The organism is Amycolatopsis decaplanina DSM 44594 (assembly GCF_000342005.1).
In the GTDB taxonomy this organism is placed as follows: domain Bacteria; phylum Actinomycetota; class Actinomycetes; order Mycobacteriales; family Pseudonocardiaceae; genus Amycolatopsis; species Amycolatopsis decaplanina.
In genome coordinates, this window is sequence record NZ_AOHO01000063.1 from 223,875 (window position 1) to 238,072 (window position 14,198).

The 14,198-nt window shown below is 67.4% G+C and carries 19 protein-coding genes; 9 read left to right on the top strand and 10 right to left on the bottom strand.

The annotated features are described in order from the left end of the window. Positions 1-33 precede the first annotated feature (33 nt). Positions 34-327, top strand: coding sequence for a GroES family chaperonin (locus tag H074_RS22740; RefSeq protein ID WP_007032412.1), 294 nt, complete (start codon positions 34-36; stop codon positions 325-327). 44 nt (positions 328-371) lie between these two features. Next, positions 372-2,219, top strand: a complete 1,848-nt coding sequence (locus H074_RS22745) for a VanW family protein (protein WP_007032413.1) — start codon at positions 372-374, stop codon at positions 2,217-2,219. Positions 2,220-2,222: 3 nt separating this feature from the next. Here the strand turns inward: H074_RS22745 and H074_RS22750 are convergent, their stop codons facing one another. From H074_RS22750 to mug, 6 genes are all read right to left on the bottom strand, one after another. Then, positions 2,223-2,936 carry a leucine-rich repeat domain-containing protein gene (locus H074_RS22750; protein ID WP_007032414.1) on the bottom strand — a complete coding sequence of 238 codons (714 nt, stop codon included), beginning with the start codon at positions 2,934-2,936 and terminating at the stop codon, positions 2,223-2,225. Between the two features lie 32 nt (positions 2,937-2,968). Continuing rightward, a complete protein-coding gene (locus H074_RS22755; protein ID WP_007032415.1) occupies positions 2,969-3,265 on the bottom strand; it encodes a GlsB/YeaQ/YmgE family stress response membrane protein in 297 nt (98 codons plus the stop codon). Positions 3,266-3,339: 74 nt separating this feature from the next. Then, positions 3,340-3,615 (bottom strand): GlsB/YeaQ/YmgE family stress response membrane protein, encoded by a 276-nt coding sequence (locus H074_RS22760; protein WP_007032416.1) that lies wholly within the window; start codon positions 3,613-3,615, stop codon positions 3,340-3,342. A 124-nt stretch (positions 3,616-3,739) separates the two neighbouring features. Continuing rightward, positions 3,740-5,584 (bottom strand): acyl-CoA dehydrogenase, encoded by a 1,845-nt coding sequence (locus H074_RS22765; RefSeq protein ID WP_007032417.1) that lies wholly within the window; start codon positions 5,582-5,584, stop codon positions 3,740-3,742. A 152-nt stretch (positions 5,585-5,736) separates the two neighbouring features. Next, positions 5,737-6,537 (bottom strand): response regulator transcription factor, encoded by an 801-nt coding sequence (locus H074_RS22770; protein ID WP_039923157.1) that lies wholly within the window; start codon positions 6,535-6,537, stop codon positions 5,737-5,739. 281 nt (positions 6,538-6,818) lie between these two features. Then, on the bottom strand, positions 6,819-7,370 hold the full coding sequence (gene mug, locus H074_RS22775) for a G/U mismatch-specific DNA glycosylase (protein WP_007032419.1): 552 nt from the start codon (positions 7,368-7,370) through the stop codon (positions 6,819-6,821). Positions 7,371-7,584: 214 nt separating this feature from the next. Between mug and H074_RS41085 the strand changes: the two genes are divergently transcribed. Next, on the top strand, positions 7,585-7,755 hold the full coding sequence (locus tag H074_RS41085) for a hypothetical protein (RefSeq protein ID WP_167333180.1): 171 nt from the start codon (positions 7,585-7,587) through the stop codon (positions 7,753-7,755). Here the strand turns inward: H074_RS41085 and H074_RS22780 are convergent. Continuing rightward, positions 7,702-8,388 carry a VanZ family protein gene (locus tag H074_RS22780; RefSeq protein WP_039923213.1) on the bottom strand — a complete coding sequence of 229 codons (687 nt, stop codon included), beginning with the start codon at positions 8,386-8,388 and terminating at the stop codon, positions 7,702-7,704. The genes H074_RS41085 and H074_RS22780 overlap by 54 nt on opposite strands. A gap of 149 nt (positions 8,389-8,537) precedes the next feature. Between H074_RS22780 and H074_RS22785 the strand changes: the two genes are divergently transcribed. From H074_RS22785 to H074_RS22800, 4 genes are all read left to right on the top strand, one after another. Further along, positions 8,538-9,023: a GNAT family N-acetyltransferase gene (locus tag H074_RS22785; RefSeq protein ID WP_007032421.1), complete on the top strand. Its 486-nt coding sequence runs from the start codon at positions 8,538-8,540 to the stop codon at positions 9,021-9,023. 12 nt (positions 9,024-9,035) lie between these two features. Next, positions 9,036-9,215 (top strand): alpha/beta fold hydrolase, encoded by a 180-nt coding sequence (locus H074_RS22790; protein WP_007032422.1) that lies wholly within the window; start codon positions 9,036-9,038, stop codon positions 9,213-9,215. A 105-nt stretch (positions 9,216-9,320) separates the two neighbouring features. Next, positions 9,321-11,006, top strand: coding sequence for a bifunctional metallophosphatase/5'-nucleotidase (locus H074_RS22795; RefSeq protein WP_007032423.1), 1,686 nt, complete (start codon positions 9,321-9,323; stop codon positions 11,004-11,006). Between the two features lie 109 nt (positions 11,007-11,115). Next, the gene (locus tag H074_RS22800; RefSeq protein ID WP_007032424.1) at positions 11,116-11,454 is read left to right on the top strand and encodes an MmcQ/YjbR family DNA-binding protein; all 339 of its coding nucleotides are present in this window, start codon (positions 11,116-11,118) and stop codon (positions 11,452-11,454) included. Here H074_RS22800 and H074_RS22805 read toward each other — a convergent pair. Further along, positions 11,451-11,978 carry a GNAT family N-acetyltransferase gene (locus tag H074_RS22805; protein WP_007032425.1) on the bottom strand — a complete coding sequence of 176 codons (528 nt, stop codon included), beginning with the start codon at positions 11,976-11,978 and terminating at the stop codon, positions 11,451-11,453. The genes H074_RS22800 and H074_RS22805 overlap by 4 nt on opposite strands. A gap of 34 nt (positions 11,979-12,012) precedes the next feature. Further along, complete coding sequence (locus tag H074_RS22810; protein ID WP_007032426.1) at positions 12,013-12,405, bottom strand: pyridoxamine 5'-phosphate oxidase family protein; 393 nt, start codon at positions 12,403-12,405, stop codon at positions 12,013-12,015. Between the two features lie 36 nt (positions 12,406-12,441). Here H074_RS22810 and H074_RS22815 point away from each other — a divergent pair, with 36 nt between their 5' ends. Both H074_RS22815 and H074_RS22820 read left to right on the top strand, forming a co-directional pair. Further along, the gene (locus tag H074_RS22815) at positions 12,442-12,843 is read left to right on the top strand and encodes a DUF4279 domain-containing protein (RefSeq protein WP_007032427.1); all 402 of its coding nucleotides are present in this window, start codon (positions 12,442-12,444) and stop codon (positions 12,841-12,843) included. 85 nt (positions 12,844-12,928) lie between these two features. Beyond that, positions 12,929-13,582 carry a hypothetical protein gene (locus H074_RS22820; protein ID WP_007032428.1) on the top strand — a complete coding sequence of 218 codons (654 nt, stop codon included), beginning with the start codon at positions 12,929-12,931 and terminating at the stop codon, positions 13,580-13,582. 15 nt (positions 13,583-13,597) lie between these two features. On the opposite strand, the gene H074_RS22825 is transcribed toward H074_RS22820, so the two are convergent. Next, a complete protein-coding gene (locus tag H074_RS22825) occupies positions 13,598-14,086 on the bottom strand; it encodes a GNAT family N-acetyltransferase (protein WP_007032429.1) in 489 nt (162 codons plus the stop codon). Between the last annotated feature and the right edge of the window lie 112 nt (positions 14,087-14,198).

Here is a 14,198-nt window from a genome sequence, read left to right on the forward strand (position 1 = left end):
CTCGTGTCAGATCGGCCGAAACTCGAGATTCAGATGCTGCAGGACAGGGTGCTCGTGAAGCTGTCCCCCGAGGACGGGGAGCGCCGAAGTTCCGGCGGCATCGTCATCCCTGCCACCGCGCAGGTCGCGCGGCGGCTCGCCTGGGGTGATGTACTGGGCGTGGGCAACAGTGTGCGGAACGTCAAGACCGGCGATCGTGTGCTGTTCAACCCGGACGACCAGCACGAGGTCGAGATCCAGGGCGAGGGGCACCTGGTGATGCGGGAGCGCGACATCCACGCCGTCGCGACCGAACGGACCGAACACGGTACGGGGTTGTACTTGTAGCTCGGCCCGGCCGGGGGCGGCGGGTAAGGCATGGGTGGTGAGAGTTGGTACGCGATGACCACGACGAGCCGGGCACCGACCTGTTCACCGACGACCTCCTCCCGGCCCCCGAGACCGACGAGGGCCTGGTAGACGAACTCTTCGAGGGCGACAGGGTGGTGCATCCGCCCCCCACGCCCGCGTCGAAGTTCCGCAAGGGGCTCGGCAAGGTCCTCATGGCCACCGGGGTGCTCATGGGCCTGTTCGTGCTCGCGTACGCGGTCGATCTGATCGTCAGCGCCGGAGACGTCCCGCGCGGCGTCACGGTCGCGGGGATCGACGTCGGCGGCCTCACACACAAGGAGGCCGAGTCGAAGCTTCGCCGTGAGCTGGAGCCGCGGCTGATCGAGCCGGTGCGGGTACGGGCGGGAGACGTTCGGACGGTGCTGTACCCGACGTCGTCCGGTCTCGGCCTGGACTGGCCGCAGACGCTGGGGCGTGCCGGTCATCAGCCCCTGAGCCCGTATACGCGGTTGATGTCGTTCTTCACCAGCCGTGAGGTCGGCGTCGTCACGTGGACCGACGCGCCGAAGCTCGAGAAGGCCGTCTCTGACCTCGCCGCCGCGAAGCTGAACCGCCCGCCGGTCGAAGGGAACATCACCTTCCAGCCCATCGCGGGCAGTGACGGCGGCGTGGTCGCGGCCGCGGTCGAACCGCGGGCCGGCCAGACGCTCGCCGACGTCAAGGAGTCGGTCACCGCGGTCACCGATCACTGGCTGAGCGACAACGGTGTCGAGCTGAAGGTAAAAGTCGCGCCCGTGAAGGCGACTTCGCCCGGCGTGCACGCGGCGCTCGTCAAGACCGTCGTTCCGGCGGTCGCGAAGCCGCTCGTCATCCGCGGCGAAGGCAAGGACGCGACGCTGAAACCGGACGCGATCGCGGGATCCTTCCAGTTCGCCGCGCGCGACGACGGCAACCTCGAAGTCCGCATCGACCAGAGCAAACTGCGCGCCGCGGCGCAGCCGCAGCTCAAGGAGACCGAGACCGACGGGGCCGACGCGCAGATCGTCTTCGTCGGCGACAGGCCGGCGGTCCAGCCGTCGAAGGACGCGAAGAAGGTCAACTGGGAGCTCACGTTCTCCGCGTTGACCTCGGTGCTCGCCAAGAGCGAGGACAGGGAGCTGAAGGCGGTCTACGACGCCAGCAGCCCGGCCGTCAGCACCGACGCGGCGAAGGTCCTCGGCGTCAACGAGGTCATCGGCGAGTTCACCACGTCGGGCCTGAGCGGACCGGCCATGACGAACGTGCAGGCGCTGGCCGCCAGGGTCTCCGGCGCCATCGTGAAGCCGAACGAGACGTTCAGCCTCGGCGCGCGGTCCGGGCCGAGGACGGCGGAAGCGGGCTACGTCCCCGCCCCGGTGAACGAGGACGGCACCGGACCGGTCGTGGTCGGCGGCGGCGTCTCGCAGCTCGCGACGACGCTCTACAACGCCGCGTACCTGGCGGGGCTGGCCGACGGCGGACATCTGGAGCACGACCACTACCTGGACCGCTATCCGGTCGCGCGCGACGTGAAGGCGATCGACAACGCCGGTTCGCCGGTCGAGATGCAGATCGTCAACGACGCCCCGACCGGTATCGCGATCCAGGTGATCCCCGCCAACGGCTCGGTGACCGTGCGAATCTGGGGCACCAAAAGATTTTCGGTGCAGAGCGTCGGCGGCGAGCGGCACTCCTATGTCCCCCAGCCGGTACAGGTCGGCTCCGGACCCGGCTGCGTGCCGGATCCCGGTGCGGCCGGGTTCAGCACCTCGGACACCCGCGTGCTCGTCGACGTCGTCACCGGGACGGAGGTCCGCCGGGAGACCCGCAACGCGACCTACTCGCCGCGGACCGCGATCATCTGCGCCTGAGCTTCACCGCAGCACCATGCAGCCGCGCGCCTCGAAGTCCGCGAGCCAAGGCGGCTCCCGGAAGTCCTTGTTCCACCGCAGATCCAGTTTGTCCAATTTGGACAGCTGAGCGATGGACCCTGGCAGTGAAGTGAGCCGGTTCTCGCGCAGGTCCAGCTGCCGCAGCTCGCTCAGCTGCCCGAGAGAGTGCGGCAAGGAGGTCAGCCGGTTCTTCCGCAGATGCAGCTCTCGCAACGAGGAAAGCGCCCCCAGAGATTCCGGCAGCTCGATCAACCCGTTGCCGTACAAGCGAAATTCGCGCAGGGAGACCAGCCCGGACAGGTCTTCGGGGAGGGTCGAGATGCGATTGTCCGTACACCCCAGGTATTTCAGCCCGCCGAGCGAGCACAACGCGGCTGGGAACTCGGTCAGCCGGTTGTCGCTGACGTAGAGGTATTCCGTCAGCCCGGAAAGTTCACCGAGTTCGTCCGGCAGAACGGAAAGCTCGTTGTGCCCCAGATCCAGCGTGTGCAGATTCCGCAGGGCGCCGATCGAGGGTGACACGGCGGTCAGCCGGTTGGCGGCCAGATTCAGCACGCGGAGCCCGGAAAGCGACCACAGCTCGTCGGGAACGGACGTCAGCCGGTTGTCGTACAGGTCCAGGTATTCGAGCGATGCCGGAAGCGGGTCGGGCAGGGAGGCCAGCCCCTGGCCACTGAGATCGAGTCGAGTGGGCACAGGGGCCGACCGTAGGCGATGTACCAGCGGGCTCAGGTCGCGGCCCGGTGCCCGCCGCCCTTGACCTTCGCGTAAATCGCGGCCGCGGCGATGACGCCGACGACGGCCGCGCCGACCTGGAAGGCGTGCCGGATCCAGTCGATGCCCGCGGTGTCACGGACACCGAACACCCCGGCCAGCCAGTTGCCGATGAAGGCGGCGATGATGCCGACCACGATCGTCAGCCACATCGGGATCTTCTGATCGCCGGACGCCAGCATCCGGCCGATGACGCCGAGGATCAGCCCGACCACGATCGTGGTGATGATGCCCCAAAGGCCACCCAACATGGTTCCTCCTTCGCTGGAGAATCGAGTTGGACCCACGGTGACACCGAAACCGGCTCATCGCGCCTCAAGACCCCTTACCGGGTGACACCCCGGCGTCCGTAGAGGTTCGCGGCGAGGGTGACCCCGATACCGGCGAGGACGATCTGGGTGATGAGTTCGAGCCAGTCGAAGCCCTTCGTGTCCGCGTAGCCGAGCCCACGGGCGATCGCCGTGCCGACGAAGGCGGCGATGATGCCGACGACGATGGTCAGCCAGATCGGGATGGACTGCTTGCCGGGTGCGAAGAACCTGCCGAGCACCCCGAGGATCAAACCGACCACGATCGCCGTGATGATGCCGGTGACTGTCATTGAGACTCCTTTGCCGAGGTCTCCGCCCCGCGGGCGGACTCAGCACGGAGATGCCCCCGGAAAACGCCCTCGAAACCAGAAAAGCCCTCTCCGTGAGGGAGAGGGCTTTTCGTCACGAAACCGTTTAGAACGCGGCTTCGGGGATTTCCATGAGGCTGTTGTCCGCGGCCTCGACGATCGCGCGGCGCGACGTCAGCTCCGGCAGCACGTTCTTCGCGAAGAACGACGCCACGGCGAGCTTGCCCTCGTAGAACGGGGTGTCCTTCGCCGACGCGCCCGCGTCGAGCTTGCCGATGGCGACCTCGGCGTGCTTGATGAGCTGCCAGCCGATGAGCAGGTCGCCGACCGACATCAGCAGGCGGACCGTGTGCTGGCCGACCTTGTTGATGTTCTGCGGGTCTTCCTGCGACGAGGTCAGGTAGCCGATCAGCGAGCCGAGCATGCCCTGGGTGTCCTCGAGCGCTTGCTTGAGCAGGACTCGCTCGTTCTTGAGCCGCCCGTTGCCGATCTCGGACTCGATGGTCTTCGTGATCTCCCCGGCGACGTAGGCCAGCGAAGCGCCCTTGTCGCGGACGATCTTGCGGAAGAAGAAGTCCAGCGACTGGATGGCCGTGGTGCCTTCGTACAGCGAGTCGATCTTCGCGTCACGGATGTACTGCTCGATCGGGTAGTCCTGCAGGAAGCCCGACCCGCCGAGGGTCTGGAGCGACTGCACGAGCTGCTCGGTCGCGCGCTCGGAGCCGACCCCCTTGACGATCGGCAGCAGGAGGTCGTTGACGCCGTGCGCGACCTTCCGCGAAGCCTCGTCGCCCTCGCCGGTCCACACCTGGTCCTGGAAGGTGGCCGTGTAGAGGTACACCGCGCGCAGGCCCTCGGCGTACGCCTTCTGCAGCATCAGCGAGCGGCGGACGTCCGGGTGGTGGGTGATCGTGACGCGCGGCGCCGCCTTGTTCAGCATGTTCGGCAGGTCGGCGCCCTGGACACGCTCCTTGGCGTACTCGAGCGCGTTGAGGTAGCCGGTCGACAGCGTCGCGATCGCCTTCGTGCCGACCATCATGCGGGCGTACTCGATGACCTGGAACATCTGCGCGATGCCGTCGTGCACCTCGCCGAGCAGCCAGCCCTTGGCGGGGGTGCCGTGCTGGCCGAAGGTCAGCTCGCAGGTGGTGGAGGCCTTGATACCCATCTTGTGCTCAACGTTGGTTACGAAGGCGCCGTTGCGCTCGCCCAGCTCACCGGTCTCGCCGTCGAAGTGGAACTTCGGCACGAGGAACAGCGAAAGGCCCTTGGTGCCGGGCTTGGTCTCGATGCCGGGGCCCTCGGGGCGGGCCAGCACCAGGTGCATGATGTTCTCGACCATGTCGTTCTCGGCCGAGGTGATGAACCGCTTCACACCGTCGATGTGCCAGGAGCCGTCCTCCTGCTTGACGGCCTTGGCGCGGCCGGCGCCGACGTCGGAACCGGCGTCGGGCTCGGTGAGCACCATCGTGGCGCCCCAGCCGCGGTCGATCATGATCTGCGCCCAGCGCTTCTGCTCGTCGGTGCCGTTCTTGTCGACGATGCCGGCGAAGTTCGGGCCCGCCATGTACATGAACAGCGGTGCGTTGGCGCCGAGGATCAGCTCGGCCGCGGCCCACTGCACGGTCGGGGGGAGGCCGAAGCCGCCCAGCTCGTTCGGGAGGCCCAGTCGCCACCATTCGCCGTCCATCAGCGCCTGGTAGCTCTTCTTGAACGACTCGGGGATCTTCACCGAGAAGGTCTTCGGGTCGTACACCGGCGGGTTGCGGTCCGCGTCGGCGTACGAGTCGGCGAGGGGACCGGAAGCGAGCTTGTTCAGCTCGGTCAGCACGCCGCGGGCGGTCTCCTCGTCGGATTCCGCGAGGACGCCCTTGCCGAGGCGGTCCTGCACGCCGAGGACCTCGAAGAGGTTGAACTCCAGGTCTCGGACGTTGCTCTTGTAGTGGCCCATTTCGTCACTCCAATGTGTTCGGCTCCCCGGCCGGGCACACGTCCCTACTCGCCGGTAACATCAGGATATTACCTGTGGGTAACCGACGGCAAGTGAATGGCCACTGTTGTGATGTGTAAATCAGCAATACGGGGGGTCTCGTACGGGGGATCTCAGCGGGGTGACGGCGCGATCGAGGTGGCCGCGGGCGTCTCGGCCGGGCTGTGCGCGTCGTCGGGGCTCGTGACCAGGATGCCGGACCGGAACGCGATCGTCACCGCGTGCGTCCGGTCACGGGCCGAAAGTTTGCGCAGGATGCTCTTGACGTGGGTCCGCACGGTTTCCACGGACAGGAACAGGATCTTCGCGATCCCGGAGTTCTCCAGTCCCTCGGCCACCAGCTGCAGGACCTGGTACTCGCGGCGGGACAGCGGCATCAGACCGCGCGCGGTCGCCGGTTTGGGGGCGTCGCCCGGCTTCGGGAGCACGGGCTGGCGTTTCGGCCGCGCGGTCAGCGCCGCCAGCGTCGGATCGATGTAGCGGCGATCACTGTGCGCGCGCCGGATCGCCTCGGTCAGGTGCCGTCCGTCGGTCGCCCGCGGCACGATCGCGTGCACGCCCGCCGCGATGGCCGCGGCGAGGTACTGCTGGGTGCGGTTGGTGTCCCTGATCATCGTGATGATCACCAGTGCCGGATCGCCGCTGCTGAGCAGCCGGGACAGGTGGCAGTTCGGGTCGAGTGCCGAATCCAGCACGATGACGTCCGGTTTGAGCTGTTCGCACAGCTGGAGCGCGGCGTGATGACTCGTCGCGTGCCCGAGCCACTGCAGGCCCGGAGTGCGGTGGATCAGTGAGCTCAGTCCCTCGCAGAAGATCGGGATCGGATCGACGGCGGCCACGCCGAGGCCTCTGCTGCCTGGCGACAGTCCGCCAGGCCTTCCGGCCTGCGTTCGGTTCGGCTCGATGCCTCGCATCACGGACCCCTCCGTTTTCCTGCCCGTCATCTCCGGACGAGAGGACGTGAAGTCCATTCGGTGACCACGGCCCCCCGGCGTGGTCACCTTCGTCAACCGGTCCCCCCTGCGGGACCGGACAGAGATGACACCTCGTAACTATTACGAGTCGGTAGGTCGGCGGACGTGACGCGGTATCCCCCTCATAGATGTATCGCGTCGTCGCAGCAAACTCTGCGTATCTGGCGGTTGTGGATCTCTTGCTCGAATGAGCGCGCCGACGGGAGATGTTGAAGCGTTAGCTACTCAGAGTGGACTTCGGCGCGAAGGCGCCCGAACTCGTCCCCGAGCGCCGCGGGCGTCCAATGCGCGTTCAGCCCGCTCGGATTGGGCAGCACCCAGACCCGTGCCCCGCCGATCTCGCCGTCCTGCGGGCCGACCTTCGCCTTCGGCAGGCCGAACGCGACCCGGAAGGCCGTGATCCCGACCACGGCGAGCCAGCGTGGCCGGAATTCGGCGACCCTCGCCGTGAGGAGGCGTCCGCCTTCGCGGAATTCGTCCGGCGTCAGCTCGTCGGCCCGCGCCGTCGTCCGCGCGACGACGTTGGTGATGCCGAGGCCGAGACCGAGCAGCTCGTCCTGCTCACTGGGGGCGAGCAGGCGCGGGGTGAACCCGCCGCGGTACAGCGCGGGCCAGAACCGGTTTCCCGGCCGGGCGAAGTGCAGGCCGAGGGCGCCGGAGTAAAGACCGGGGTTGATCCCGCAGAACAGCACGTCCAGATCCGGCGCGATGACGTCGTCGATGGTTCTGCCGTAGGCGGCGGCCAGCTCTTCCTTGGTCGGTTTCGTCCTCACCGGACCAGTTTCCGGCACGCCGGCGGAGGCGCTGAACGCCGCCCTGACCAGGGCCGGCCTGATTTCGAACGCTGGTGTACCGACGACCGGACGTGGTTCTCGGCGAACCTCGCGTGACCTGCGACACCCACTTTCGTCTCAAGGGGTGGTCAAGTCACCACGAACTGCGTACTGTTTGTGATCTCGCACACAAGGTCGTATTCGAGGAGGCGTTTTGCAGCTCTCGCTCATCCTCGGCCTGGTCGCGTTGATCTTCGTGGTGGCCACCGTGCTGGTGATCGTGGAAGACCGGCGGGCCGCACGGCGCGCGGCCCAGCGACGGCAGGCGAGGCTAGCGGACCTGGGTGAGGTCGACCCGCTCGCCGCGCAGCGGCTGCGTCAATGAGCCCTCGGCGGTGAGGAGTACCTCGGGCCGGACCTGGGCCGTCGAGGGAACGGGCTTCCGCACGAGGCTGAGCAGCAGCGCCCCGGCGATCCAGCCGAGCATCGCGCCACCGGTGTTGTTGAGCAGGTCGTCGACGTCGAAGATCCGGTAGACGTAGGGCGCGGTGCCGAAGTTCGCGGTCAGCTGCGTGATCTCGATCAGCAGCGAGGCGGCGAGGCCGATCAGCGTAGTGCCGATGAGGCCGCGCTTCCAGAGCGTCCTCGCGAAGAAGCCGAGCGGGACGAACAGCAGCACGTTCATGGTGGCCTGCTGGAAGGTCTGGGTGGTGAACCAGCCGGCCATGGGCAGTCCGTGCTTGAGCAGTTCGGTGTGGATGTCGGCGACCCACTGGAACGGGTGCAACTGCACGGTCTGGCTCAGCCGTTTGACGCCAGGGCCGGGCAGCGGCAGGAAGGTCACCGCCAGCGTCATGGTGCCGTAGAGCAGCACGGCGGCCATGGTCAGGACGGGGCGAAGACGCACCCGGCCGTGCCGCGCGTGCAGGACGATCAGCTGCGGGATCAGCACCGTCGCCCAGAGGGCGAAGAAACCGATCAAGCCGTACTGCAGGGCGGTGACCTGTGCGTTCGTCATGACCATGACGTTATGGATCGGCTGGGTCCCGCCACTTCGGTCGAAGGGCCGCGGCGGACGGGGCCGGATCGGCCAAGTGGCCGACCTCGATCTTGACCGATCGGCGACATTCGTTCCCGTTCCGCCGGTGGACGTGAGATTCTGCCCGGATGTTGCTCGTTCGACGGCTCATCCCCGCGGACCTCGACGTCTTCCGTGAGATCCGCCTGCGTGCCCTGACCGACACCCCCGAGAACTACGGCTCGATCGCCGCGGCCGAACGCGCGCAGTCCGACGAGGAGTGGCTCGCGAAGCTGGCCGGGGACGTCTGGTTCGCCGCCTTCGACGAAGACCGTCCGGTGGGTCTCGTCGCCGGGCGGGCACGTGAGGACGACTGGATCCTCTACTCGATGTGGGTCGCGCCCGAAGCCCGTCGCCGAGGACTGGGCGCCAAGCTGATGGGTGAGGTGCGCTCGGCCGCCGAAGACGACGGCGCGCGCGAGGTCTGGCTGCACGTCGCGGAGGACAACGACCGGGCGCGGCGGCTGTACCTGCGGCTGGGGTTCATCGCGACGGGGGAACTGGAACCGATGCCGAACGATGTCACCCGTCGGCGTGAACGTCTCTATTTACCTGTAACCGCCGGTAGCAGTTAAAGGGACGTCCCCGTGACCATCGCGTGGGCGGAACGCGATCGCATCCCCGCCCGTCCGAAGGCCGCCGAGCCGCGCCGGATCGCGCCGGAGGCCGAGCTGCTGGTCCTGCGCGGATGCGGGCACGTGCCGATGAACGACGCGCCCGAACTGGTCGCGCGGGTACTGCTGGAGGGCAGCTCACGCGCGGTGTGACGTTTGCCTATCGCCCTGCTTTTCCTCTGGTGAAGGTCAAATCCGCAAGGCAGACTCCTCCGTCGTGCACCCGATGGGGACGTTCGGGCGCGAATCGGAGGAAGAATGAAGCTCTCTACCCGGCTGGCCGTGGTGGCCGGTGCCGCGCTGACCGCGCTGGCCGCCGTCGCCGCGCCCGCGTCCGCCGCGTCGGCGACCACCGACGTCCGGCTGATCACGTTCAACGACCTGCACGGCAACCTCGAACCGCCGTCCGGTTCGAGCGGCCGCGTGACACTGCCGAATGGCTCGACGGTCGACGCGGGCGGCGCCGCCTACCTCGCGACGCATCTGAAGAAGCTCCGCGGCGAAGTGCGCAACTCGGTCGTCTTGTCAGCCGGTGACAGCATCGGCGCGTCGCCGGTGATCTCGGCGCTGTTCCACGACGAGCCGACCGTCGAACTGCTGAACCAGCTCGGTGTCGAGGCTTCCGTGGTGGGCAACCACGAATTCGACGAAGGCCTCAAGGAACTCCGCCGGATCCAGAACGGCGGCTGCCATTCGGCCGACGGCTGTCAGTTCCGCGAATCCTTCAAGGGCGCGAACTTCCCCTTCCTCGGGTCCAATGTGTACTACGAGAACGGCCTCCCGGCGTTGCTGCCGTTCAGCATCGAGTTCTCCGGCGGCGTCCCGATCGGTGTCATCGGCGCGACGCTGAAGGACCTGCCGCAGGTCGTCACCCCGGAGGCGATCAAGGGCCTGAAGTTCGGCGAAGAGGTCCAGGCGATCGACCGCACCGCCAAGGTGCTCGACCTGTTCGGCGTCAAGGCGCAGGTCGTGCTGCTGCACCAGGGCGACAACTCCGAGACCGCCGGTCCGGACGAATGCAAGGTCAAGCCGGGCGCGGCGACCGCCATCGCACAGAAGGTGACGTCCAAAGTGGACGCCATCTTCACCGGGCACAGCCACCAGCAGTACAACTGCGTGATCAACGACCCCGACGGCCGGCCGCGTCCGGTGATCCAGGGTGCGTCGTTCGGTCGTCTGCTGTCGGTCGTCGATCTGAAGATCGACCGCCGGACACTCGACGTCGTCCGTGGCGAGACCAAGGCGCACAACCAGATCGTCACCCGCGACGTCACGCCGGACCGCGACGTGCAGGATCTGATCGACGAGGCAAAGACCAAGGCCGCGCCGATCGCGAACAAGGCCGTCGGCACCATCACCGCCGACCTGGCCCCCAAGGGTGCGGCCTCCGGTGAGTCCCCGCTGGGCGACGTCATCGCCGACGCCCAGCTCGAGGCCACGCAGTCGAACGGCGCGCAGATCGCCATGACGAACCCGGGCGGCATCCGCACGGAGTTCACCTACGCGTCCTCGCCCGCAGGCGAAGGCGACGGTGTCGTGACCTACGGCGAGGCGTTCGCCGTGCAGCCGTTCGCGAACATCATGCAGACGATCACGCTCACCGGGGCGGATCTGAAGAACGTGCTCGAACAGCAGTGGCAGGCGAACGGGGTCGTACGGATCCTGCAGATCTCGAAGTCACTGAAGTACTCGTACTCGGCGTCGGCGGCGCAGGGTGCGCGCGTCTCGAATCTGACGCTCAACGGCACGCCGATCGACCCGGCGGCGTCGTACCGTGTTTCGGTGAACAACTTCCTCGCCGCCGGCGGGGACGGTTTCACCGAGTTCACCAAGGGGACCGACCTGTCGGGCGGTCCGGTGGACCTGGACGCGCTGATCGCGTACTTCGGGGCGCACCCGGGCATCGCTCCGCCCGCCGCGGACCGGATCACCGTCCTGCCGTAGCTCCCGCGAGTGCCAGGAAAGGGTCGTTCAAGACGTTTTTCGTCCTGAACGACCCTTTCCTGACGTCTGAGGAGTGGTTTTGTCAGTGACCCAGGGCACAATGTCCGCCATGACGACCTGGGAAGAAGTCGTGGACCTGGCGGGCAGGCTGCCGGAGGTCGAGGAGTCCACGTCGTACCGCACGCCGTCGCTCAAGGTCGCGGGCAAGAACTTCGCCCGGCTGCGCACCGAGGCCGAGGGCGGGCTGATGCTGCTGTGCGAGCACGCGGAGAAGGAGGCCCTGCTGGCCTGCGGAGACCCCGCGTACTTCACCACGCCGCATTACGACGGCTACGGCGCGATCCTCGTCGACCTGGAGAAGGTCGAGAAGGCGCAGTTGCGCGAGCTCATCGAGGAGGCCTGGCGGATGAAGGCACCCGCCAGGCTCACGAAAGGTCAGTACACCTAGCGGAGTTCCCCTTCGAGCAGGCTCATCAGGTACTCGTCGTGCCACTCGCCGTTCTGGCCGCGGAACGACTGCCGATGCCTGCCGTCCACCTGGAATCCGATCTTCTTGTAGATGTGGATCGCTGCCTCGTTGTCGACCACGACCCACAGCGCGATCATGTGCAGCCGCATCATGTCGAAGCCGTAGCGGCAGAGCGTGCGCATGGCGTCGGTGCCGTAGCCGCCGCCCCAGTGGTCCTTCTCGCCGAGATAGATGTCGAGTTCCGCGCGGCCCTGTTCCGGAGTGGCGTCGCGCAGGGTGCAGGTGCCGATCAACGTGCCGACGGCGAGGCTCTCGATCGCGAAGTTCACCTGGCTGAAGCTGTTGGGCTTCCGATTGGCGAAGCGCTCGCGGATCTGTGCGAGGGATTCCGGATGGTCCGCGGTCAGCCAGCGCGTGACCTCCGGGTCGTTGTGCCAGCGCCACAGCGTGTCCGCGTCCTCGGGTTCCAGCGGGCGCAAGCGGATCAGTTCACCGGTCAGCATCGTCCATCCCAAGATCGGTATCGGACTTACCAGGCTATTGGGCGACCCCCTCGAGCAGCCACCGCTTAACGGGGACTTCCAACAGCACCCTGGCGCCGAACGGTTCGATCTCCTCGTCTGCCGCCCAGCCGTCGTACTTCGCCGCCAGCGCCGCGAGAACGTCTTCGCGCAGGATCCCGCGATGGACGCGCGCCACGCCTTCGGCGACAGCGGGGGCGTCGCCGTCTTCCAGTGCGAGGCTGACGCGTGGATCGTTGCCGATGTTGCGCACCTTCACGTTCCGCTCGCCGCTGCCGATCCAGAAGACGCCGTCGAGATACACGAACCACACCGGCGTGACGTGCGGCGATCCGTCCGCGCGGAGCGTGCACAACCAGGCGTTGCGTTCCCGCGCGAGACGTTCGATAAGCGATTGATCACGTTTCACCTGGTCAGCCTGCCCGAAAGCTAGGGTGCCGGGCGTATGAAGGTCCACCAGTACTGCTACTTCGCCTTGAAGAGCGAAACCATGTCCGCCGGGGAAATCACCGCGCGGCTCGGCATGGAGCCCGACGAGGTCCTGGTACTGGGTTCGCGGTCGGCCGAACACCGGTTGCCGCGGATGCACGCCTGGAAGGTGACGCATCGCGGTTCGGAACCGGTCGACGACCAGATAGAGAGCGTGATCGGCAGGCTCGCCCCGGTCCGCCCGGGAATCCGGAAGCTGGTGGACGAAGGAGCGAGCGCGGTCCTGCAAGTGATGCGCTACTTCCATCACCGAGACGGCGGCGAGGAATTCGGCTGGCATCTCTCGCCCGCCGTGATCGCGTTCCTCGCCGAAGCCGCGGCCGCGCTCGACGTCGACGAGTACGACCTCAGCGAATGAGCTTGAGCCGGTCCGGTGCGCGACGGGAAGGCCGGAGATGGTGGGATGGTGCCCCACAGCCGGACAACCCCGTTGGGAGCCCAGCATGTCGAGCGAAAACTGGCCGCTGAGTCAGGATCCCGAGTCGCCGGTCATCATCTCCCGGTCGCTGGTGGAAGACCCGTCGAATCTCGCCTTCGTCGTGCTGGACGACGACGGGGACTGGTTCATCAGTGACGGCAACGAGTTCTCCGAGGACATGGATCTCAACCGCGACGCGTTCGGCGCGCTGCCCCTGCGGGACGCGGTGGAGCTCATCCCCGAACTCACCGCGCTCGCCGGCCTCCCCACCGGCATGGCCGCCGACTGGGATCCGGAACGGCGCACGTGGCTGCTGAGTTCGGTCGCCGACTCGGACGACGACGAGGAAGACCTCCTGGTGCGCGCCGCCCGCCTCGCCGCGTGGACGCATCCGGGCTCGCCGCTGGAAGAAGTCCAGGTGAGCACCGAACTCGCCGAGATCCCCACCGACCCCGCCGCTCCGGCCCGCGCCGTGCGCCAGGTCGTCCGCGAGGCCGACGGCAGCTGGCTGTTCGTCGGCTTCCAGGTGCCGGAGAACGAGGACTTCGAAGTCGAAGCCCTCGAGATGGAGCACGCCGTCACGCTGTACCCGGACGTCGCCCTGGTGCTGAGCGCCGCGCCCGGCCAGGTGTACGACCGGCCGAGCGCCGACGCCCCTTGGGAACTCGTCGAAGGCTGACCCTCGGCCTCGGCCTCAGCCGAAGTCGCAGTACATGACGTGCAGCCCGATGCGCCCCAGCGTCGGGTGCTCGAACGCGCCCGGCACCGTGCCGACGATCTCGAACCCGAGCCGTTCGTAGATCCGGATCCCGGCCACATTCGACTCGGCGACCGCGTTGAACTGCATGCCCGCGAAACCCTGTTCCCTGGCCCATTCCAGGGCGTTCGCGCACAGCGCACCGCCGACCCCCTTGCCGCGGACGTCCTTGTCCACCATGAAACTGGCCGTCGCCACATGCGACCCGGGCCCACCGCGGTTCGGGCCCATCTTGGCCGTGCCGAGCACGCGGCCGTCCTCGACCGCGACCACCGTCCGGCCCGGCGGCTTCTCGATCCATGATTTCCGCGCGTCGTCCTCGGTGAGGTTCTGGTCGTAGGTGTACGTGTCCGCCGCGCGCACGACTTCGCGCACGATCGGCCAGACCTGCGCCCAGTCGGCGTCGCCGAATTCCCGGATCTCCATGTACAGCACCGTAACAACGCTGGGAAATCAAAAAACCGGTCCGGCGGTTCTGATCGTTCCGGCGGCGATCCGGCGAGATGTGGACGGAGGTCGTGGCGAAGATGGGGCTCTA

Excerpts from the sequence above, each read along its gene's own strand:
- H074_RS22765 (WP_007032417.1), bottom strand. The coding sequence starts at position 5,584 with ATGGGCCACTACAAGAGCAACGTCCGAGACCTGGAGTTCAACCTCTTC.
- H074_RS22740 (WP_007032412.1), top strand. The coding sequence starts at position 34 with ATGCTGCAGGACAGGGTGCTCGTGAAGCTGTCCCCCGAGGACGGGGAG.
- H074_RS22805 (WP_007032425.1), bottom strand. The coding sequence starts at position 11,978 with ATGCTGACCGGTGAACTGATCCGCTTGCGCCCGCTGGAACCCGAGGAC.
- H074_RS22825 (WP_007032429.1), bottom strand. The coding sequence starts at position 14,086 with ATGGAGATCCGGGAATTCGGCGACGCCGACTGGGCGCAGGTCTGGCCG.
- H074_RS22785 (WP_007032421.1), top strand. The coding sequence starts at position 8,538 with ATGTTGCTCGTTCGACGGCTCATCCCCGCGGACCTCGACGTCTTCCGT.
- H074_RS22800 (WP_007032424.1), top strand. The coding sequence starts at position 11,116 with ATGACGACCTGGGAAGAAGTCGTGGACCTGGCGGGCAGGCTGCCGGAG.
- H074_RS22770 (WP_039923157.1), bottom strand. The coding sequence starts at position 6,537 with ATGCGAGGCATCGAGCCGAACCGAACGCAGGCCGGAAGGCCTGGCGGA.
- H074_RS22780 (WP_039923213.1), bottom strand. The coding sequence starts at position 8,388 with ATGACGAACGCACAGGTCACCGCCCTGCAGTACGGCTTGATCGGTTTC.
- H074_RS22795 (WP_007032423.1), top strand. The coding sequence starts at position 9,321 with ATGAAGCTCTCTACCCGGCTGGCCGTGGTGGCCGGTGCCGCGCTGACC.
- H074_RS22820 (WP_007032428.1), top strand. The coding sequence starts at position 12,929 with ATGTCGAGCGAAAACTGGCCGCTGAGTCAGGATCCCGAGTCGCCGGTC.
- H074_RS22755 (WP_007032415.1), bottom strand. The coding sequence starts at position 3,265 with ATGTTGGGTGGCCTTTGGGGCATCATCACCACGATCGTGGTCGGGCTG.
- H074_RS22760 (WP_007032416.1), bottom strand. The coding sequence starts at position 3,615 with ATGACAGTCACCGGCATCATCACGGCGATCGTGGTCGGTTTGATCCTC.
- H074_RS22815 (WP_007032427.1), top strand. The coding sequence starts at position 12,442 with ATGAAGGTCCACCAGTACTGCTACTTCGCCTTGAAGAGCGAAACCATG.